The following is a 22,359-nucleotide window of genomic DNA, read 5'->3' on the forward strand; positions in this document are numbered from 1 at the left end:
TTCAAATCGCCTCTAGTTCGCTCAAAAAGTCACGCAGGTCATCAAAATCTTCCACGCTGCCGGCGCGGAAAGTGGCTGCCGCCTGCACGTAGGCACGCAGCGAATCGGTCTGGAACAGTTCCATCAGCGGCACGTCAAGGCCCAATTCGGCTTGCACCCGGGAGGTGATCTGGATCGCCAGCAAGGAATGGCCGCCGACTTCAAAGAAGTTGTCGTTCAGGCCCACTTGCGGCAGGTGCAGGATGTCGGCCCAGATCGCAGCGATCTGTTGTTCAAGCTCGGTTTGCGGGGCCACGTACTGTTGCTGCATCTGGCTCGCATCCGGCAATGGCAACCCCTTGCGGTCGAGCTTGCCGTTGGGGGTCAGCGGCATTTGCGCCAGGAATACGAAGTGGCTGGGCACCATGTAGTCCGGCAGGTCGGCTTTCAAGGCTCGCCGCAGGGCATCGCGAAACTCGGCGGGGTCTGCCAGGCTGGCATCTGCCGGTACTACATAGGCCACCAACTGCTTGCCGGTCGGGCCCTCCTGAGCCACTACCACGGTTTCACCGACGCTGACCTGCTCGCGCAAACGCGCTTCGATTTCACCCAACTCAATACGGAAACCCCGGATCTTCACCTGATGGTCGACACGCCCCAGGTAGTCCACCACCCCATCCGGACGCCCACGGGTCAGGTCGCCGCTGCGATACACACGGCTGCCCGATTTGCCGAACGGGTCCGGCACGAAACGCTCGGCAGTCAGTGCCGGGCGCTCCAGGTAACCCCGGGCCACGCCCTCGCCGCCCAGGTACAACTCGCCTGCCACGCCGATGGGTTGCAGATTGAGTTGCGAATCCAGGACGTAACCGCTGCGGTTGCCGAGCAAGGTGCCGATGGGTGCGTAGACAGCGCCGCATGGGTCACCCTTGCGCGCTTTCCACAACAACGGCGTAACCACGGTTTCGGTAGGGCCGTAGCCGTTGAACAGGTACTTGGGTTTCAGCGCGCGCCAAGCCAGGTCATAGCTGGCTTGAGCAACGGCATCACCGCCGAAGCAATACACCCGCACCGGCGGTGGGTTGCCGTCGCGCTCGGCATGTTCGGCCAACTGTTGCAGGTACACCGGCGGGAATACCGCCATGGTCACGTTATGGCGGTGCATCTGCTCATAGGTGTATTCGGGCAACCACAGGCTGTCATCACGGATCAACACGCTGGCGCCGTTGATCAACGGGTGCATCCAGCCTTCGTGGGAGCCGTCGAAGGCGAACGACATGAAGTGCAGTTCGCAATCGGCCGGCGAGGTTTCATAGCGCTCGCCGGTGGCGATGATGTGCGCCACCAACGGCCCGTGAGACACCGCCACGCCCTTGGGCAGGCCGGTGGAACCGGAGGTGTAGATCACGTAGGCGAGGTTGTCGCCATCCAGCGCCACGTCTGGTGCCGTATCACGGTAATCGGCCCATTCTTCGCTGCGATCAATCGCCAGGGTGGTGAGCCCCTCGGGGATCGGCAGTTGCTGCAACGCACAGCTATGGGTCAGCAGCAGTTGCGCACGGCTGTCCTGCATCATGTACAGCAAGCGATCACGCGGGTACTCGATATCCAGCGGTACATACACGCCACCGGCTTTCATCACGGCCAGGAACGCCACCATGATCTCGGCGCTGCGCGGCATGGCAATCGCCACGCGTGCTTCCGGGCCGACGCCACGGGCAATCAGGGCATGAGCCAGGCGGTTGGCCTGGCGATCCAGTTCGGCGTAGCTCAGGGTTTGCGCATCGAACTTAACCGCCACCGCATCCGGGGTTTCCCGGGCACGGTCGGCTACCAACTCGTGAACAAGACGCTCGGCGCAGAAACCGGCGCCGGTCTGGTTCCACAGCTCAAGGATGTGCTGTTGCTCATCCTGGCCCAGCAGCTTCAATTGGCCGATAGCCTGTTGTTGGTCGGCCACCATTGCCCGCAACAGGTTCTGCCAATGCCCGGCCATGCGCTCGATGGTCGCCACAGCGAACAGGTCAGTGGCGTAACTCAGGGAGGCGCGCAGCACGGTCGGGCTTTCTTCCACATCCAGCGCCAGGTCGAACTGGGCCACGCCCTCATCCAGATCCAGGACCTCCACGTGCAGGTCGGTCAGGCGACTCAGGTGGCTGTCGGCACCGCTTACACGGTGGTTGAACACTACTTGGAACAACGGGCTCAGGCTCAGGCTGCGCTCCGGTTGCAAAGCCTGCACCAACTGCTCGAAGGGCAGGTCCTGGTGCGCCTGAGCCTCCAAAGAGCGCTGGCGTACCTGGTGCAGCAATTGCTCCACGCTCATCTGGCCATGAATATCGGCCTTGAGCACTTGGGTGTTGACGAAGAAGCCAATCAAACCCTCGGTTTCGAGACGGTTGCGGTTGGCAATCGGCACGCCGACGCGCACGTCCTCCTGGCCGCTGTAGCGATGCAACAAGGCCTGGTAAGACGCCAGCAGCACCATCGGCAGCGTCACACCCGCGCTGCGTGCCAGGCTGCGCAAGCCGTCCAACAGCTCGGGGGCCAACTCGATGCCCAACCGGGCGCCGCGATGGCTTGGCTGTGCCGGGCGCGGGTGATCGAACGGCAATTCCAGCACCGGTTGCTCGCCGCCCAAATGCTCGCGCCAGTAGGCCAATTGACGTGCCTGCTCGCCCGCGGCCATCCAGTCGCGTTGCCATACGGCATAGTCGGCGTACTGGATCGGCAGCATCGGCAGGCTTGGGGGTTGACCCTGGCTGAAGGCGGCATACAACTGCACCAACTCCTCAACCATCAGTTGCATCGACCAACCATCGGAGACGATGTGGTGCTGCACTAGCACCAGCACATGATCATCGTCAGCCAGACGCAGCAACTTGACCCGCAGCAGTGGCCCGCGCAGCAGGTCGAACGGGTGGGCGACCACTTCGGCGACCCGCGCCTTGAGGCTAGCGTAATCACTATCGACCCGGTCGATATCGACGCAGCCAACGGCCTCAATGACCTGCAACGCACCGGTGGCCTGTTGCTGAAAATGCGTGCGCAAGCTTTCATGGCGCGCCAGCAGGCTGTCGAAGCTGCGTTGCAGTGCACTCAGGTCCAGCGGCCCTTGCAAACGCAAGGCGCTGGGGATGTGGTACGCGGCGCCGGTGGGGTCCAGTTGCCAGAGGAACCATTGGCGCTCCTGAGCGTAGGACAGCGGCAAAGGCTGCGTGCGGTCGGCCTTGAGCAACGCTGGCGCAGCAGCGCCCTCCTCGCCCAAGGCCCGAACGAAATCACTCAGCAGGGGGTGTTCGAACAAGGTCTTGAGCGCAACTTCCAGTGTCAGGGCCTGGCGAACCCGCGACACCACACGCGTAGCCAGCAATGAATGGCCACCCAGCTCGAAGAAGTGGTCGTCGAGGCCGACCTGCGGCACCTCCAGCACTTCGGCCCAGATGGCCGCCACCTGCTGCTCGCGCAGGGTTACCGGTGCTATATGGCCTTTGAGTGAATCGCCAACCTCCGGTTTGGGCAGCGCCTTGCGGTCGAGCTTGCCGTTGGGGGTCAAGGGCAGGCTATCGAGGAACATCCAGTGCGCAGGCACCATGTAATCCGGCAGGCGCTCGCGCAGCGCGGCTTTGTACGCCTGCTGTGGCTGCGGTGCGGAGCTGACCAGATAGGCGATCAGGCGGTCGTTATCGGCCAGCACCACCGCTTCGCGTACACCGTCGTGCTCACGCAGACAGGCTTCGATTTCACCCAGCTCGATCCGGAAACCACGGACCTTGACCTGATGGTCGACGCGCCCGATGTACTCCACCACGCCGTCGGCCCGGTAGCGTGCCAGGTCGCCGGTGCGGTACAGGCGTTCGCCCGGCGCCCCAAACGGGTTGGGCACGAAGCGTTCGGCAGTCAGCGCCGGCTGCCTGTGGTAACCGCGCGCCAGGCCGACACCGCCGATCAGCAGCTCGCCAGACGCGCCTTGCGGGCATGGCGTAAGGCCCGGATTGAGGATAAACAACCCGGTATTGGCAATCGGCCGTCCAACGAAAGGCTGCGCTTGGTGCAGACGATGAGCCGCTGACCAGATGGTGGTTTCCGTCGGGCCATAGAGGTTCCATACGGTACCTTGCAGCTCGAGCAGGCGCTGGGCCAAGTCGGCTGGCAGCGCTTCACCACCGCACAGACAGGTTATGCCACTCAGTAAATGGGCGCGCGGGCTATCGAGCAACATGCGCCAGCTCGATGGCGTGGCCTGCAGCACACTCGCGGCCTGACGCTGGGCCAGTTCGAGAATCGCCTCAGGGTCGAGGGCCATGTCCTGGGCGCTCAGTAGCACTGTGCCGCCCATACTCAGCGGCACGTACAGCTCCAGGGCGAAGATATCGAACGAGAAGGTCGTCAGCGACAACAGCCGCGTCTGCCGGCCAATATCCAAGGTGCCGGCCATACCGCTGGTAAAGCTGCACAGCGCCTGGTGGCCTACCATCACCCCTTTAGGCTTGCCGGTGGAGCCGGAGGTGTAGATGACGTAGGCCAGATTTTGCGGTGTAACGGCAACCTGCGGGTTATATGCCTGCGTGCCGACATCCTCGACCATCAGCACCTGCACGCCTTGCGGCTGCACCAGGCGCCCTTGCAGGTGCGCCTGGGTCAGCAGCACCCGGGCGCGGCTGTCTTCGAGCATGAACGCCAGGCGCTCTGCCGGGAATTGCGGGTCGAGTGGGACATAGGCGCCACCGGCCTTGAGAGTCGCGAGCAAGCCGACCACCATGTCCAGGGAGCGCTCCACGTGCACTGCCACCAGCACGTCCGGGCCGACGCCCATGGCGATCAAACGATGGGCCAGGCGATTGGCGCGGCGGTTGAGTTCACCGTAGCTCAGGCGCTCCTGGTCGAAGTGCAGCGCGATGGCGTCGGGTTGCGCCACGGCCTGGGCCTCAAACAGCTGGTGTACGCAGTGTTCGTGTGGGTATGGGGTGTCGCTGCGGTTCCAGTCGTGCACCATTTGTTGCCATTGCGACGTGCTCAGCATCGCCAGTTCATCCAAGGGCTGGGAGGCATCGTGCACGACCGCTCGCAGCAAGTTTTGCCAATGCTCGGCCAGACGCTCCACCGTTGCAGCGTCAAACAAGTCGGTGGCGTAGGTCAGGGACGCCCAGAGGCCGTCGGCCGATTCCTCGGTTTCCAGGTTCAGGTCGAACTGCGTGCTGTGACCCGCCCAGTCCATTGGCTGCAACACCAGGCCAGGCAGTTGCACTGAACCCGAACGCAGGCTGCTTTGATGATTGAACATCACCTGGAATAGCGGGTTATGGCTCAGGCTGCGCTCCGGCTGCAACACCTGCACAAGTTGCTCGAACGGCAGGTCCTGATGGGCCTGGGCTTCCAAAGCGCGCCGTTTGACTTGGCCCAGCAACTGCTCGAAAGGCATCTGCCCGTGCAACTGCGCCTGCAGTACTTGGGTATTGACGAAGAAGCCCATCAGCCGCTCGGTTTCGAGACGATTACGGTTGGCGATCGGCACGCCGACGCGAACCTGCGACTGGCCGCTGTAGCGGTGCAGCAAGGTCTGGAACGAGGCCAGCAGGAGCATGAACAAGGTCACGTCCTGGCGTTCGGCCAAGGCTTTGAGCTCAGCCAGCATCACGCGGTCAAGATGGATCTGCCGGCGTGCGCCGCGATAGCTCTGCACCGCTGGGCGCGGATGGTCCAGAGGCAAGTCCAGCAGCGGATGTTCGTTACCCAGACGGGCGCACCAGTAATCGAGCTGGCGTTGTTGCTCCCCTGCCGCCATCCAATCCCGCTGCCAACGGGCATAGTCGGCGTACTGGATCGGCAAGGCCGGCAAGCCCGTGTCACCTTGGTACAACGCTACCAACTCGTCGATCATGACCTGCATCGACCAGCCGTCAGAGATGATGTGGTGTTGGGTGATGACCAGCACGTGGTGCTCAGGCGCAACGACCAGCAACTTGACGCGCATCAATGGGCCGTCAAGCAGATCGAACGGGCGCTGGATTTCTTCGCTGACGGCGTGCTCGATGGCATCGGCGTCGATCGCTTGCTGCTCAATCGGCACGGTCAGACTGGGGTGGACGACTTGCAAGGTGTGCTCGCCCGCCTCCACAAATGTAGTGCGCAGCGGCTCATGACGCTGCACCAGGGCCTGGACGGCGCGTGCAAGTGCCGCACTGTCGAGTTGACCGCGCACGTGCAATGCAGTCGGTACATGGTAAGCCGCGCTGGCCGGGTCCAATTGCCACAGGAACCATTGACGCTCCTGAGCAAAGGACAACGCCAGCGGCTGCTCACGTCCAAGTACTTGGAGCGCTGGCGCCGTATCGGCCGTCAAGCCTGCGCAAGCCGCCGCGAAGGCTGCCAGCGTCGGCTGTTCGAACAGGGCCCGCAACGGCACGTCCAGCTTGAGGTCGTGACGCACCCGTGAGATCACCTGAGTCGCCAGCAACGAGTGACCGCCGCGCTCGAAGAAGTGGTCGTCCAGGCCAACCCGCTCCACGTGCAGCACCGCTTGCCAGATCGCTGCCAACTGCACCTGCAAAGGGCTCTGAGGTGCCACGTACACGGCGCACGCCTGGCTCAGATCCGGTGCCGGCAGCGCCCGGCGGTCGAGCTTGCCATTGTTGTTGAGCGGCAAGGCATCGAGTACCACCCAATGTCCCGGCACCATGTAATCCGGTAACGCCTGACGCAAGCGTGTCGCCAGTGCCTGCGCTTCCAACTGCTGATCATCGGCGGGTACCACATACGCCACCAACTGAATGCCGATCGCGCTCGGCTGGGCAATCACTGCCGCTTCACGCACGTCGGGCAAGGCTTGCAGGCTGGCTTCGATCTCGCCCATTTCGATACGAAGGCCGCGAATCTTCACCTGATGGTCGATACGCCCCACGTATTCCAGCGCCCCCGCCGCGTTGTACCGGGCCAGGTCGCCACTGCGATAAAGCCGCGCACCGGGCGTGGCGGAAAATGGGTCCGGCAAGAAGCGCTCGGCAGTGAGCGCCGGGCGATCGAAGTAGCACTGGGCCAAGCCCGCCTCGGCGCCGATGCATAACTCGCCCACACCGTCGGTGCTCAGCAGTTCGAAACCGCTGTCGAGCACATACAGCGCACGCCCCGCAATCGCCTGCCCAATCGGTACGCCGTACGCGTCGTTGGCATCGGTCAACTGGCAGTCATGCACGCTGGACACCACCGTGGCTTCGGTCGGCCCGTAGGTATTGACCAGGCGCACATGACCAAGCCCTGCGGCATGCCAGGCACGTACCCCCTCCACCGCCATGGCTTCACCGCCCACATGCACCTGGCGCAGCTTGCCCAGGGAGCGGCAGTGCACTGCACATTCCTGCGCCAACAGATACCAGTAGGCCGCCGGCAAGTCGGCCAGGGTTACGCCTTGCTCGACGATCTCCCGCGCCAGTTGCCCGGCGTCCCACAGCTCATCACTGCGCATGATCAACACTGCACCCACACACAAGGGCGGGAAGCACTGCTCGACAAAACCGTCGAAACTGAAGGTCGCAAACTGCAAGACGCGATCCTCGGCACTCAAGCGGCTGTACAGCGTGGCACTGTCGCAGAATTGACCGAGGGCGGCATGATCGATGGCCACACCTTTGGGCTGACCGGTGGAGCCCGAGGTGTAGATCACATACGCCAGATCAGCAGCGGCGGCAGGGTTGGGCACGTTGGTCGTCGGGTAGCCGGCCAGCTCGTCACCGCAGGCGGTGAAATCCACACGTGCCAGTCCTTGGGGCAATGGCAGATCGACGAGCAAACCCACTTCGCTGAGCAGCAGGTTGAGTCGGCTGTCGGCGAGCATGTAGGCCAGGCGCTCGACGGGGTATTTCGGGTCCAGCGGTACGTAGGCCGCGCCACTTTTGAGTACCGCCAACAGGCTGACAATCAACTGTGGGCCACGACGCGAAGCCAGGCCCACCCGTTGTCCGGGACCGACACCAAGCTCCAATAGGCGATGGGCCAGACGATTGGCCCGCTGGTTTAGCTCGGCGTACGTCAAGCCTTCGCCACCGGCCAGTACAGCCATGGCGTCTGGGGTGGCCTGGGCTTGGGCAGCGATGCGTTGATGCACGCGCTCGTTACCCTGGGCAGCCGCAGCTGACCGGCTGAGAGCGAGCATATTCTGCTGTGCGGTGGCGTCGAGAAGGCGCAGGTTACCAAGGGGTACATGGGCATCTGCGAGCAATTGCGCCAGCAGGTGTTGAAGGTTGGCGCTCAGGCGGGCGACTTGCGGCTCGCTGAACAGGGAACGGTCGTAGCTGAACTCCAGGCGCAGGTTGGCCCCCAGCTCAATGCCCAGGGTCAATGGGTAGTGCGTTTGTTCATGGTTGTGCAGGCGGCCGAAGGTCAGGCCAGCCGGCGCGCCTTGCTTGAGCGCCTCGGCAACCGGGAAGTTTTCGAACACCAGCAAAGTATCGAACAGCGCGCCGTGATGGCCGGCCCAAGCCTGGATATCGTAGAGCGGTACATGCTCATGGTCGCGCAGGCTGAGGTTGAGCGCTTGCAACTCGCCGAGCCAGCTTGCGGCCGACTGGGCTGGCGAGGCTGCGCTGATGATCGGCAAGGTATTGATGAACAGGCCCAGTTGCTGCTCGATCCCTGGCAGTGGCGCAGAACGCCCGGCCACGGTGGCGCCAAAGGCCACGCAATCCTGGCCTGTGTAGCGCTGCAACAGCAGGCTCCAGGCGCCCTGCAACACGGTATTGAGGGTCACTTTGTGCTGGCGCGCAAACTCGCCGAGACGTCGGGTAACGTCGCTGTCCAGCGCCACGTGATGGTCCGCCATGCCGATCCCGTCCACCGGCTTGCGCAGTGCCTGGGACAGCAAGGTCGGCGCCGGCAATGCTGCCAGTGCGGCTTTCCAGAACGCTTCGCCAGAGCCTTGCTGTTGCAACCAGCCCAAATAATCGCGCCATTGCCCCAGTGGTGCGGGCACAGCCTGGCCTGCGTAGTGAGCAATGACCTCGCCAAGCAACTGCGCGTTGCTCCAGCCATCCATGAGAATGTGGTGGCTGGTAAAAATCAGGTGCCAGGCCGCGCCCGCACCGCGCACCAGGGTCAGGCGAAACAGCGGCGCGGCATTCAGTGCGAAACCGCGCTCACGTTCAGCCTGGGCCAGGGCGTCGAAGTCGGCATACGGGTCTTCAATCACTTGCAGTTGCAGGTCAACCTGGTGCTGGATCAACTGGTGAGCACTGTCCATGCCCAGCCAGTGGAAGCTGCTGCGCAGGGTGTCATGGCGGTCCAGCGCGGCCTGCCAGGCACGCCCGAAGGCCAATAGGTCGAGCCCTTCGATGTCGAGGCGCAACTGGTTGATATAAGACTGGGCCTCGGGCGCAAGCAACGTGTGGAACAACATGCCCTGCTGCATCGGCGACAGCGGGTAAAGATCGGCAATGGCCGACCCCGCCACGGGCAATGCATCCAGTTGCTGCTGAGTAAGACGTGCCAACGGAAAATCCGACGGGGTCACCTGCCCTGCCGGAGCAGCACAACAATGTTCGATCAACGCCTTGAGTTCAGCGGTGTATTCATCCGCCAGACGCTGGACGCTCGACACGTCAAACATCTCGCGACTGAAGCCCCATTGCAGCGCCAACTCACCGCCATACACCTGCCCTTCCACCGTCAACCAGTTGGCCAGCGGTGCCTCGGGATCCTGGGCTTGGCCGCTGCCTTCACTGGCCGGTACGAAGAGTACCGACTCATTGAACTGACGGTCGAACTGGCCCAGGTAGTTGAACGTAATGCGCGGTGCGGCGAGGTTCGCCAGGCTTTCGCGGGCCTGCGGCGACCCCAGGTAACGCAGCAGACCGTAACCCAGGCCCTTGTCGGGCACGGCGCGCAGTTGCTCCTTGACCGATTTGATCGCATCGGACAACTCGCCTTCGGCGCGCAGACGCACCGGGAACAGGCTGGTGAACCAGCCGACGGTGCGGCTCAGGTCGATGTCGTCGAACAGGTCTTCGCGGCCATGGCCTTCGAGCTGGATCAGCGCAGCGGGTTGTTCGCTCCAGCGGCTGATCACCCGCGCCAGGGCCGTCAGCAGCAGGTCGTTGACCTGGGTGCGATAGGCCGCCGGTGCGTCTTGCAGCAACCGGCGGGTCTGCTCGGCGTCGAGGCGGGTTTCCAGTTTGGTGCCCAGCCGGTTTTGCAGGCCGCCCTCGGGGTGGTCGCAAGGTAGATCGGTGTCGACCGATTGCGCCTGCCAGTACGGCAGTTGCTCGTCGAGGGTTTGCGCGTGGTCGTGAAGTTGCTGCGCCCAATGCTGGTACGCGCTGGTTTTCGCCGGCAGCGACTGTTCGCGGTAAGCCTGTTGCAGGTCTTCGAGCAGGATGCGCCAAGACACACCATCGACGACCAGGTGGTGGATCACCAGCAGCAAGCGTTGGCTGCCATCGGCCATGCTCACCAATGCGGCGCGTATCAGCGGGCCTTGTTCGAGGTCGAGGCTGCGCTGGGCTTCATCACACAGCGCTGCCAACTCGGCGTCGATGTTGGCGTGGGACTGCCACAGCAGCGGCTCGACGAGGGGTGCCGTATGGCTCTGATGCCAGCCATCCGCCTGCTGCACAAAACGCAGGCGCAAGACGTCGTGATGCTGGATCAGCTGGTTCAAGGCCGCTTCCAGCTGCGCGGGCTGCAACGCCTCTCGCGGGGTCAGCAGCAACGACTGGTTCCAGTGATGATGTGCCGGGATCGCCTGGGCGAAAAAGTGCTGTTGCACTGGGGTCAGAATCACCTCGCCACTGATCGGGCCCTGGTCGATCAGGCTGACTTGGTCGAAGCTGGCCACCCGTGAAAGGCTACGGATGCTTTGGTACTGGAACAGGTCCCGGGGGCTGAGTCGGATACCGGCCCGGCGGGCGCGGCTGACCACCTGGATAGAAATGATCGAGTCGCCACCCAGCTCGAAGAAGTTATCGTCCTGGCCGACCTGTTCAACGCCGAGCACATCGCTCCAGATCGCCGCCAGGGCTGTTTGCAGGTCGCCTTGTGGGGCGATAAACGCCTGTTGCAGCGCTGCATCCGGCAGTGGCAATGCCTTGCGGTCAAGCTTGCCGTTGGCGGTCACCGGCAGCTTGGCCAGGGTGAGGAAGTGGGTCGGCACCATATATTCCGGCAGGCTGCCGAGCAGCCAGGCCTTGAGGTCGGTCGGCTCCTCGCCTTCACACACCAGGTACGCGACCAATTGTTTGCCACCTTGCACCAACACCACCGCTTCGCGCACTTGCGGGTGCTGCATCAGGCGGGTTTCGATTTCGCCCAGTTCGATACGCAAGCCGCGCAACTTGACCTGGTGATCGAGGCGGCCGAGGTATTCGATCACACCATCGGCGCGCTGGCGCACACGGTCACCGGTACGATACAGCCGCTCACCCGTCACGAACGGGCTTGGCACAAAACGTTCGGCGGTCAACGCCGGGCGCCGATGATAACTGCGCGCCAGGCCGCTACCGCCCAGGTACAGCTCGCCAGCTACACCGTCAGGCACCGGGTTGAGTTGGGCGTCGAGCACATAGGTGGCGAGGTTGGCGATCGGGCGGCCGATGGGTACGCTGTCGGCGCCTTCGTCGATGCAGGTCCAGTGGGTGACGTCAATGGCCGCTTCGGTCGGGCCATAGAGGTTGTACAGCGCCACATCGGGCAGCCTGGCGAACACCTGCCGTTGCGCATCCAGGGGCAAGGCTTCGCCACTGCACACGATGCGCGTGAGGCTCGCACACGTTTGAACGCCCGGCTCATGGATAAACACCTGCAACATTGACGGCACGAAGTGCAACGTGGTGATGGCGTACCGGCCGATGGTTTCGATCAGGCGCGCCGGTTCACGGTGCTCCCCAGGCGCCGCAACCACCAGGCGCGCACCGGTCATCAGCGGCCAGAAGAATTCCCACACCGACACGTCGAAGCTGAACGGGGTTTTCTGCAACACTGCATCCGCGGCATCCAGGCCGTACGCCTGCTGCATCCAACTCAAACGGTTGACCAACGCACGGTGGCTGTTGCCAGCGCCCTTGGGCTTGCCGGTGGAGCCGGAGGTGTAGATCACATAGGCGAGGTTGAGGGCATGGACCGCCACGGCGGGCGCTTCGCGGCTGTAGCCGTCGAGCCACAGCGCCGGCTGATCCAGGGCAATCACCTGGATACCGGCAGCGGGCAGCGCGGCCAGCAGGCTTTGCTGGCTGAGCAGCAACCGAATGCCGCTGTCTTCGATCATGTAGGCCAGGCGTTCCTGGGGATACTCGGGGTCGAGGGGCACGTAGGCGCCACCGGCCTTGAGAATCGCCAGCAAGCCGATGACCATTTCGACGGAACGCTCGACACAGATCCCCACCAGCACGTCGGGGCCTACGCCCTGCTCGCACAAGGCGTGGGCCAGCTGGTTGGCCCGGCTGTCGAGCTGGGCGTAGGTCAAGGTGGTTGTACCGAATACCAGTGCCGGTGCATCCGGGGCGCGCTGAACCTGGTCTTCGATCAGGTGATGAATTGCGCGTTCGGTTGGGTATGACTCGGCAGTCTGGTTCCAGGTGTGAACCAGCCGGTGCTGTTCTTGGGCATCAAGCATCGACAATTCGCCGATACGCTGTTTGCCATCCAACACCATCGCCTGCAACAGGCTGATCCAGTGTTGGGCCATGCGGTCGATGGTCGGCGCGTCAAACAGGTCATTGGCGTAGGTCAGCGCGGCGTGCAGGGTGCCGGATTTTTCATAGGTGTCCAGGGTCAGGTCGAACTGCGTGGTGCGGCCTTGCCATTCCACCAGGGCCAGCTCCAGGCCGGACGCGGTACTGACCGAAGCGATGTCGGCGACGACCGGCTGGTGGTTGTACATCACCTGGAACAGCGGCGTGTGACTCAGGTTGCGCTCGATTTTCAGCGCTTCTACCAGGCGCTCGAAGGGCAATTCCTGATGGGCCTGGGCACCCAGCGCGTGTTCCTTGATGCCTTGCAACAGCTCGGTGACGCGGGTTTGCCCGCTCAGTTCGGTGCGCAACACCTGGGTGTTGACGAAGAAACCGATCAGCCCTTCGACTTCAGTGCGGTTGCGATTGGCAATCGGCACGCCGACGCGGATATCACCCTGGCCCGTATAGCGATGCAGCAGCACATTGAACGCGCCCAGCAGCAGCATGAACAAAGTGACGTTGTGTTTTTGCGCGCAACTGCGCAGTTGCGCCGCCAATGCCGGATCAATCGCGAAGTTATGCCGCGTGCCTTGATGGCTGGGCATCGCCGGGCGTGGGTGGTCGGTGGGCAGTTCCAGTACCGGATGCTCGTCGCCCAGGCGCGCCTGCCAGTATTCCAACTGGCGCGCCTGCTCCCCCGCTTCCAGCCAGCGCCGTTGCCACAGGGCATAGTCGCTGTACTGGATCGGCAGCGCCGGCAATTGCGGTTCTTCGTTGCGCTCATGGGCGTCATAGCAACGAATGAACTCGTCGATCAGTACGTTCATCGACCAACCATCAGAGACGATGTGATGCAGGGTTAGCAGCAGCACGTGCTCTTGATCGGCGAGTTTGAGCAGTTGCACACGCAGCAGCGGGCCGTGCTCCAGGTCGAACGGCAACAGGGACTGGCGGGTAGCGGCGTCGCTGACGGCCTGCTCGCGCTCGGCGGCTGGCAAGGCGCTGACGTCCAACTGCTCGACATTCACCGCAGGTTCTACCGCCACCTGCGCCAAGCGCTCGTCGGCCTGTCGCTGGAACACGGTGCGCAGGGTTTCGTGACGCGCCACCAGGCTGGCGAACGCCTGCTCCATCGCAGGTAGGCTCAGCGCGCCGGTCAAGCGCACCGCGCCAGGTAAATTGTAGGCGCCACTGGCCGGTTCCAATTGCCAGAGAAACCACATGCGCTGCTGCGCGTAGGAAAGCGCCTGGCGATCCTCAACCTCCACCCCTGCCGGTATCGGAAACCTGGAAAAATCCACGCCCTCTTTCTGCAAGGCTTGCAGGAACAGTCGGCGTTTTTCCAGGGGCAGCCCGATAAACCGGCGAGCAAGTTTCAAGGAGTCTTCAGCATTCATTTCTTCGAATCCGGGGCAATAGGCGGGAAGCACAAAGGCACGTCGTCCCTATAAAACGAACCGGGAAGGGAAAAATTAGCGGGGGGATGGGTGGCATCGAGCGAGCTGTCATCAAGGGTTACATCAATTCCGGGAAAGGCACACGCCCCCGAGCTAGCATTGACGAACACCACTTTTTGCAACTACATTTAGTTACACGCAAGGAACGCCGTGTCCAAAAATGAAAAGCTGCTCGCCAAATTGCTCAATGAGCACATGGCATTTACCTGGCCCGAGCTCGTCACGCTGTTACGCCGACTCGGATACACACTGATTGAAGGGGCTGGAAGCCGCGTCAAGTTCGATATCGGCGACCCCAGTGCAATGATCACGTTGCACAAGCCTCACCCGGGCAACGAACTGAAACATTACATTCGGCGCCAGATCATCGAACAATTGAAATCAGGAGAACTGATTCAGTGAACAACCAGCTCAAACATAAAGGCTACATCGGCTCTATCGAGGCCAGCCTCGAAGACAACTGCCTGTTCGGCAAGATTTTATTCATCAAGGCATTAGTGAGCTACGAAGGCAAAACCGTCGCAGAACTGGACACAGCCTTTCGCGAAGCCGTGGACGATTATCTGGCTACCTGCCAGACCCTGGGGCAATCACCTGAGAAGCCATGCAAGGGCTCGTTCAACGTACGCGTTGGGCATGAACTGCATCTGGCAGCCGCTCTGGCCGCAATGCGTAAAAAGGTGACGTTGAACGACCTTACGCGCCAAGCGCTGAATGAGTTTCTGCAACAGCACGACGACGGTCTAGCGGCGGTTTGAATTGGCCAGTCAGGCAACATCGCCACAGGGCTCGTTCGATGCGTGTGGCGAAGTGACGACGCGAGTCATCCCAAATGGTCTTATTCGGGCATTAGAGGTCGTTGACTCCAATCAGAACTAAAGGGTCCATTGTGTTTTTCCACCCGGACTTCTAAATTGAAATCAACGCCCTTCCTGATCCTTGGTCCGCAGTAACGTCCAATGGCATAGACACCCGGAGTCTTGCTATGAACGACATCAGCCCGCCGCCTCCCCCACAAAAAAACTCAACCGGCCTGGAAATACCTGCGCTTGAATGTCCATTACCGATACGACTGGACGAAGCGCTCGGCAACCGTATCAATGCGCTGTTAATGGCGTGGATCAATCGAATCGGTATTTTCGAGGGGCAGTTGGATCACGTAAGGGCCTCGAACTTCGGGCGTTTCGTAATGCTGTGTCACGCCGACACCGACGACGTTCAACGCTTGCTACTGTCTGCAAAATGCATGGCGGCGCTGTTCGCGGTAGACGATCACTATTGTGATGATGAGCGAAGTGGCGCCAACCCCAAGCTCCTGGGCGCACGCTTGTCACTGGCCCTGGCCGCCCTGGACAGGGCATATCTGATTCCATCCCACGACCTCGCGCTCAAACGTGCGTTCAACGATGATCCGGTTTTACGTGGATTGCGGGGATATATGAACCACCTGGATCGCTATGCGACACCCTCGCAGAAAGCTCGCGTTCAGTCGGAGACCATTGCGATGTTCGTGACCATGAATGCGGAAGCTTCATGGCGCATCGAACACAGCCTGCCTCAAGTCTGGGAATATTTGGCACATCGTCAAGTCAACAGCTTTTTACCTTGCATGGCCCTCATTGATATTGTCGGCGGCTATGAACTGGGTGCCGATACTTATTTTTCTGCGCCTGTACGCGAAGTGATCGCCCTAGCTGCAAGTTTGACCATGCTCGTCAATGACTTGTATTCCGCATCCAAAGAGCAAGAGCCTGGCATCGGTGATTTCAACCTGCCATTGCTGCTGGCAAACGAACAAGGTTGTTCATTACAGCAAGCCTTGTGGTTGACAGCCGATCTTCACAACACGCTTATACGTAGATATGAAGCCAAGGAAAGAAGGCTGCTCAAACAGGCCTCCCCCACGCTCAAGCGCTTCCTCGGCGGGGTAAAAGCCTGGCTGGGCGGCAATTACGAGTGGCATCGACACAGCGGTCGCTATCAAGTGTGAACAAGCCGGCACTCAGCCCAACCGCCGATACCCCAACCATGCGGCCAACAACACCACCGCCCCCGCCGCCAACGCCACCCGGAACCCACTGGCAGCGCCGAAATGATCGATCATCCAACCAGAGCTGGCGGCGCCGATAGCAACGCCGATGCTCAGCCCGGTGATCAACCAGGTCATGCCTTCGGTAAGACGGCTGGGCGCGACTATCTGCTCGACCATGGCCATCGACACGATCAAGGTGGGCGCAAAGAACAGGCCGGAGATAAATATGGCGACGGCCAGGCCGGGGATGTTGCTCACCAGCAACAAGGGCAAGGTAGTCAACGCCGTGGCCACGCCGCAGAACAGGAACTGACGCGGCAACGGCGCCTTGAGCTTGAGGGCACCGAAAGCCAGCCCGGCCAGGCACGAACCGATGGCGTACACCGACAGCACAATACTCGCCGCCGCCGGCTGGCCCTGATGCTGGGCGAACGCCACACTGACCACGTCCACCACGCCGACGATCACGCCCATGGCCAGCAGCAAGGTCATCAGAATCAAAACCGCAGGGGAAGCGATCAGCCAGCGGCCATGCGCGCCGTGGTGCTCGTGTATGGGTGGCTCGGTTTGCCGCTGCATTACAAAGGTGGTGACGCCCACCGCCAGCAACAATGCCGCCACCAAAGGGCCGGCTTCGGGGAACAGCACTACGCTCAGGCCCACAGAAATGGGTGGGCCGATAATAAAGCACACCTCATCCAGCACCGACTCCAGAGCAAACGCGGTTTGCAGCCTGGGCTGGCCGCGGTACAACTCGGTCCAGCGCGCCCGCACCATGGCGGACATATTGGGCATGCAGCCGGCCAGCGCAGCAAACAGGAACAGCGTCCAGCTTGGTGCCTGCAAACGCGTACACAGCAACAACATCAATAGCGCCCCGCCGCCGATCAGTGCGGCTATCGGCAGGACCTTGCCCTGGCCGTAGCGGTCCACCCAACGCGACACTTGCGGCGCACAAAACGCCGTGGCCAGGGCAAACACCGCCGCCACCGACCCCGCCAGCCCATAACCGCCATGGACTTGGGCGAGCATGGTGATCAGGCCGATACCGGTCATCGAGATTGGCATGCGCGCCAACATGCCTGCGAGCACAAAGGCTCGGGCGCCTGGGACCTGGAATAATTCGGCGTAAGGGTTTGCCATCCTGCGTAACCTCTTGCTCAAGCCGCGGCCTTGCTATCTGAAGCGATCCGGGCAGAATACATACGGTGCGTATGTGAGGGATCATGCTTCGCATACGCACCGTATGTCAATCACCAACCAATGAGACTTCCATGAGCCGAGCCCGTGCCGAAATGATCGAAGAGACTCGCGCCCGCCTGATCGCAAGTGCGCGCCGGGCATTCGCCACCCAAGGCTATGCCCATACCTCGATGGATGACTTTACCGCTCAAGCCGGGCTGACGCGCGGTGCGTTGTACCATCACTTTGGTGACAAAAAAGGCTTGCTGGCAGCCGTAGTCGCCCAGCTCGACAGCGAGATGGACGAGCACTTGCAACGCATCAGCGCGCAGGCCATAGAGCCCTGGAGCGGGTTTTGCGAACGCTGCCGAGCTTATCTGCGCATGGCCCAGGATCCGGAAATCCAGCGCATTGTGTTGCAGGATGCGCCAGCGGTGCTGGGGGATACCGGCTCACAACACCACTGCGTTGAGTCGTTGCGCCAACTCTTGGAGGCCCTGATGCAAGCCGGATGGGTGGAGCCGGCACCCAGCCAGGCACTGGCGCAGTTGATCAACGGCAGCCTGGTCAACACGGCGTTGTGGATCGCCCGGGATGCACACCCGAGCGCGCGGCTGGAGGAAGGCTTGCAGGGCCTGGAGGTGTTACTGCGCGGGCTCAGCCTCAAACCAACCGCTTGATCTGCTTATGCCGCCATACCAGCCGGTAATACGCGGTCTGCAATACCAGCATTGCCAGGTAGGTCACCGGGAACGCCATCCACACCCCCTCCAGCCCGAAGTGTGCGTTGAACAGATAAGCCATCGGCAGCTCCACGCAAAGCACGCAGAAAACCGAGATTGCCACCGGCATCAGCACCACGCCGCTGGCGCGCATGATGCCGCCGATCACCGCCTGGAAGCCGAACACCAGGATGCTCCAGAGCATGATGTGCAGCAGGTGTTCGGCTCTGATCCGGGCGCTGTCGTCAGTGATGAACAGCCCCAGCAACCAGTGCGACAACCCATAACCGAGCACAATCAGGCCCCCGGTCAGGCACAGGTTGATCACCAACCCCGTGCGCAGGATCGGCCCGATGCGCTCCAGGCGCCCGGCGCCGATCGCCTGGGCACCGAGGATCGAGGCGGTGATGGCAATCGACAGCGCCGGGAACTGGACGTAGTTGACGATCTGCGTCACCGCGCCATAAGCCGCCGTGGCCTGGGAGCCGTGGCTATTGACCAGGGCCAGGATGACCAATTCCGACAACGACAACACCACCATCTGCAAGCCTGTCGGCAGGCCGATGCGCAGCACTTTACCGAGGATGACGCGGTCCAGGCGTAAAGCCGCGAGCAGCTCGCGATCCGGTGCCATCACATGGTTTTTATGCCGCAGGCGCAGCACCAGGAACAGCATCGCCAAGGCGTTAGCCACCAAACCTGCGTAAACCGCACTCTGGATGCCAAGGGGCGGCAGGCCGATCCAGCCGCGAATCAGCGCTGGCGTCAGCAGCAAGCCCACCAGGGTCGAAACCATTAACGCCAGCAACGGTGAAATCGTATCGCTCACCCCACGCAGCAATTGGGTATAGAGGATGAACACCAGCAACAGCGGCATGATCAACATCATCATCTGGGCATAGCCCACCGCATCGTCGAGCACATCCAGCGGCGTACCCAATGCCTGCAAGGCCGGGCGCGCAAACAGGCTGCCCAGCACCGCGGCAATCAGGCCCACCAGGGCGCCCAACGTCAGGGTGGCGCCGGTAATCACCTTGACCAGCCCCGTCTCCTGGGCACCCCACGCCTGGCCGATCAACACTGAGGCGCCCGCCCCCAGGCCGATCACCAGGGCGATAAAGAAAAACACGATGGGGAACATCCCCGACACCGCCGCCAAAGCCTGGGTGCCGAGCATTTGCCCGACATAGATACCGTTGAGGGTGCCGGAAAAGCTTTGCAGAAAATTGGACAGCACCATCGGTGCCAGAAAGATCAGGTAGATCTGCCACAGCGGGCGTTGCAAAGGGGTCAGCATGAAAAATGGGACCTCGAATAACGAAAGCGTCGCAGGGTTATACCGTAAGTGGATCCAATGCTAATGCGTTTTAGCAAAGATCACTCATCCACCAAACGTCTGCGACGGCCTGCGCAACGTAGGGTCGAACGGGTTGATGCGTGGCCCGATTGCTGCAGCTTCGCGCTTGAGCAACTCCACCACCATCGGCAATCGGCTTGGCCCCAGGCGGTCACTGATGGTCGCCACACTCAACGCTGCGACCGCATGCCCCTCGCGGTTGAGGATCGGCACTGCCAACCCCGCCATACCTTCCAGCACCCCGGTGTTGCGTGCCGCGTAGCCCAAATTGCGAACGTTCTCAACTTCGGAGCGCAGCAGCACTTCGTCATACAAATGAAAATCCTTGAGCCGTGGCAGGTTGTAGCGGATGACCGTCTCGCGCTCTTCCTGCGGCAGAAAGGCCAGAATTGCCAGGCTGCCCTGCCCTACCCCCAGGGCTACGCGCCCGCCGATATCACCGGTGAAGGTACGAATCGGGTACGGGCCTTCGCTGCGGTCCAGGCAAATGGCGTCGAAGCCGCTGCGAGCCAGCAGGAACAGCGAATCTCCCAACGATGCACTCAGGCGCAACAGGCTTGGGCGCACCAGATCGCGCAGGTTGCCAGTCTTGCCGGCATTGGCCGCCAACGCAAAGAACTCCAGGCTCAGGCGATAGCGTTTACTGCGCGCATCCTGCTCGACCATGCCTTCATCCATCAGGCTGCGTAGCAAGCGGTGAGTGGTGGGCTGGGAGAGGCCAACTCGGTGGGCGAGCTGGGTGACACGTTCACCTCCCTCGGGCACTTCACCCAGAGCGCGTAGTAAGGCAAACACGCGGGATACGCCACCAGCACCGACTTCCTTGCCGCTACTATTCCGCTGAATGGAATCTGTATCACTCGATATCAACATAAATTCTGCTCAGTGAATAAATCTTAAAATAGTAGTCCGCTGAATGAAATCCCATCTTCCGCCCATCCTAGTCTTCGCTCTAATCTGCATCCACAGGGGCGAAACGAACAACAACTGGCAGCCGACTCAAGATCGAGCGTCAACGCACCGACAACACTCTTTTCGCATCTGCCCAAAACAAAAAAGCGCGCTTCGGCGCGGCGGAATAAAAGGTGGAACGCAGACATGGCATTTCTCCAACTCAACGCCTTGAGTAAACGCTACGGCGCCGTTGATGCAGTAGTTGCCACCGACCTCGCGGTGGAAAAAGGTGAATTCGTTTCCCTGCTTGGTCCTTCGGGCTGCGGCAAGACCACCACCCTGCAAATGATCGCCGGCTTTGTCGAGGTGAGCAGCGGCCAGATCCTGCTCGATGGTCGCGACATCACCCGCGCCAAGCCTGCCAGTCGTGGCCTGGGCGTGGTGTTCCAAAGTTATGCGCTGTTTCCCCATATGAGCGTGCGCGACAACGTCGCCTTCGGCTTGAAGATGCGCAAGGTACCGGCCGCCGAGATCGCAAGCCTTGTCAAGACCGTACTCGAACTGGTGCGTCTGGCCCCCCATGCCGAACGCTACCCTCGGGAACTCTCCGGCGGCCAACGCCAACGCGTCGCGCTGGCCCGTGCATTGGTGATCGAGCCACCGGTTCTGCTGTTGGATGAACCGTTGTCCAACCTTGACGCCAACCTGCGTGAAGAGATGCAGTTCGAGATCCGCCGCATTCAATGTGCGGTGGGCATCACCACCTTAATGGTCACCCATGACCAGGGCGAAGCGCTCTCCATCAGCGATCGCGTGGTCGTGATGCAGGCCGGGCGCGTGACCCAGATCGACGCGCCGTACAAACTCTATGAACACCCGCGCACGCGCTTCATCTCTGACTTTGTCGGCAAGGCCAACCTGCTGGCCGGCGACTACGACGCGCTCGGTGTCCCCCAAGTGCGTCACCAGGGCGGCGCTGGCCAACTGACCCTGAGCCTGCGTCCGGAAAAGATCCAATTGGTACAAGCAGGTTCAGGCCGCGTGCAAGGCCAGGTGCTCGACCGCTACTTTTTCGGCAGCCAATGGCTGTATCGCATCCATACCCCCCTTGGCGAAATTACCGTGGTGCGCGGCAACGATGGCAGCGCACCGCTTTGCAACGGCGCGGCAGTGGGCCTGCAATGGCAAGCGGATTTGCTGCGGGTACTGGCGGCCGATGAGGTGCACCCATGAGGCGCGGCTACCTGCTCTCGTTACCGGCATTGGTGCTGTTTGGCGGGTTACTGATCTTGCCATTGGCCTTGACGCTGGTACTGTCCTTCAACGTGTTCGATTACCAGGTGGGTGTAAAGGCCGATCAGTGGACCCTGGCCCACTACCTGGCATTGTTGAGCGATGCCTATTTCTACGAGATCTTCTGGCGCACCTTCTGGATCAGTGCGCTGGTAACGTTGCTGTGCGTGCTGATCGGTGTACCGGAGGCGTACATCCTCAGCCGCATGGGTACGCCGTGGCGGTCGGTCTTCCTGATCCTGATCCTCACACCGCTTCTGATTTCCGTGGTGGTACGCGCGTTTGGCTGGAGCTTGCTGCTCGGCGCCGATGGCCTGGTCAACCAAGTGATCCAGGCCATCGGCGGGCGCCCGGTGAAGCTGCTGTATACGCCGTTCGCCGTGATCATCGCGCTGGTGCACGTGATGCTGCCGTTCATGATCATTCCGGTATGGACCTCCCTGCAAAAGCTCGACCCCTCGGCGGAACAAGCGGCGCTGTCGCTGGGCGCAAGCCAGGCCACGGTGATGCGCAAGATCGTGTTGCCGCAAGTGATGCCCGGTGTGCTGTCCGGCACCTTGATCGTGTTCGGCCTGGCCGCCAGTTCATTCGCAATCCCAGGGCTGCTGGGCGGGCGACGTCTGAAAATGGTCGCCACTGTGGTGTATGACCAATACCTCTCGGAACTCAACTGGCCCATGGGCGCGACTATCGCGGTGGTGCTGCTGTTGGTCAATCTACTGATCATGCTGAGCTGGAACCGAATGGTCGAAGGCCGCTATAAAAAGTCCCTGGGGGTTTAAGC

Annotated in this window: 10 protein-coding genes; 6 read left to right on the forward strand and 4 right to left on the reverse strand. The window is 61.8% G+C overall.

The genetic code is table 11. The features are described from left to right. Position 1: 1 nt before the first annotated feature. Positions 2-14,035, reverse strand: coding sequence for a non-ribosomal peptide synthase/polyketide synthase (locus JH25_RS23925; protein WP_032876313.1), 14,034 nt, complete (start codon positions 14,033-14,035; stop codon positions 2-4). Between the two features lie 210 nt (positions 14,036-14,245). Here JH25_RS23925 and JH25_RS23920 point away from each other — a divergent pair, with 210 nt between their 5' ends. The 3 genes from JH25_RS23920 to JH25_RS0126765 all read left to right on the forward strand — a co-directional run bounded on the left by JH25_RS23920 (position 14,246) and on the right by JH25_RS0126765 (position 16,085). Then, positions 14,246-14,497 (forward strand): type II toxin-antitoxin system HicA family toxin, encoded by a 252-nt coding sequence (locus JH25_RS23920; RefSeq protein ID WP_032876316.1) that lies wholly within the window; start codon positions 14,246-14,248, stop codon positions 14,495-14,497. Further along, positions 14,494-14,853: a type II toxin-antitoxin system HicB family antitoxin gene (locus tag JH25_RS23915; protein ID WP_032876319.1), complete on the forward strand. Its 360-nt coding sequence runs from the start codon at positions 14,494-14,496 to the stop codon at positions 14,851-14,853. The genes JH25_RS23920 and JH25_RS23915 overlap by 4 nt, the downstream gene beginning before the upstream one ends. Positions 14,854-15,080: 227 nt before the next feature. Continuing rightward, positions 15,081-16,085, forward strand: coding sequence for a family 2 encapsulin nanocompartment cargo protein terpene cyclase (locus JH25_RS0126765; protein ID WP_050549299.1), 1,005 nt, complete (start codon positions 15,081-15,083; stop codon positions 16,083-16,085). Positions 16,086-16,097: 12 nt separating this feature from the next. Here JH25_RS0126765 and JH25_RS23910 read toward each other — a convergent pair whose 3' ends face one another. Then, positions 16,098-17,270 (reverse strand): MFS transporter, encoded by a 1,173-nt coding sequence (locus tag JH25_RS23910; RefSeq protein WP_032876322.1) that lies wholly within the window; start codon positions 17,268-17,270, stop codon positions 16,098-16,100. Positions 17,271-17,401: 131 nt separating this feature from the next. On the opposite strand from JH25_RS23910, the gene JH25_RS23905 reads away from it, so the two are divergent. Then, complete coding sequence (locus JH25_RS23905; RefSeq protein ID WP_032876325.1) at positions 17,402-17,989, forward strand: TetR/AcrR family transcriptional regulator; 588 nt, start codon at positions 17,402-17,404, stop codon at positions 17,987-17,989. Here JH25_RS23905 and JH25_RS23900 read toward each other — a convergent pair. Together JH25_RS23900 and JH25_RS23895 are read right to left on the reverse strand one after the other, a co-directional pair. Further along, positions 17,973-19,328: an MATE family efflux transporter gene (locus JH25_RS23900; RefSeq protein ID WP_032876327.1), complete on the reverse strand. Its 1,356-nt coding sequence runs from the start codon at positions 19,326-19,328 to the stop codon at positions 17,973-17,975. The two genes, JH25_RS23905 and JH25_RS23900, sit on opposite strands and share 17 nt — an antisense overlap. 84 nt (positions 19,329-19,412) lie before the next feature. Beyond that, complete coding sequence (locus JH25_RS23895) at positions 19,413-20,261, reverse strand: IclR family transcriptional regulator (protein WP_032876330.1); 849 nt, start codon at positions 20,259-20,261, stop codon at positions 19,413-19,415. A 225-nt stretch (positions 20,262-20,486) separates the two neighbouring features. Between JH25_RS23895 and JH25_RS23890 the strand changes: the two genes are divergently transcribed. Together JH25_RS23890 and JH25_RS23885 are read left to right on the forward strand one after the other, a co-directional pair. Next, the gene (locus JH25_RS23890; RefSeq protein ID WP_032876332.1) at positions 20,487-21,515 is read left to right on the forward strand and encodes an ABC transporter ATP-binding protein; all 1,029 of its coding nucleotides are present in this window, start codon (positions 20,487-20,489) and stop codon (positions 21,513-21,515) included. Then, on the forward strand, positions 21,512-22,357 hold the full coding sequence (locus JH25_RS23885; protein WP_032876335.1) for an ABC transporter permease: 846 nt from the start codon (positions 21,512-21,514) through the stop codon (positions 22,355-22,357). The genes JH25_RS23890 and JH25_RS23885 overlap by 4 nt, the downstream gene beginning before the upstream one ends. Positions 22,358-22,359 lie beyond the last annotated feature (2 nt).

The organism is Pseudomonas sp. BRG-100, assembly GCF_000737955.1.
GTDB classification, from domain to species: Bacteria; Pseudomonadota; Gammaproteobacteria; order Pseudomonadales; family Pseudomonadaceae; genus Aquipseudomonas; species Aquipseudomonas synxantha_A.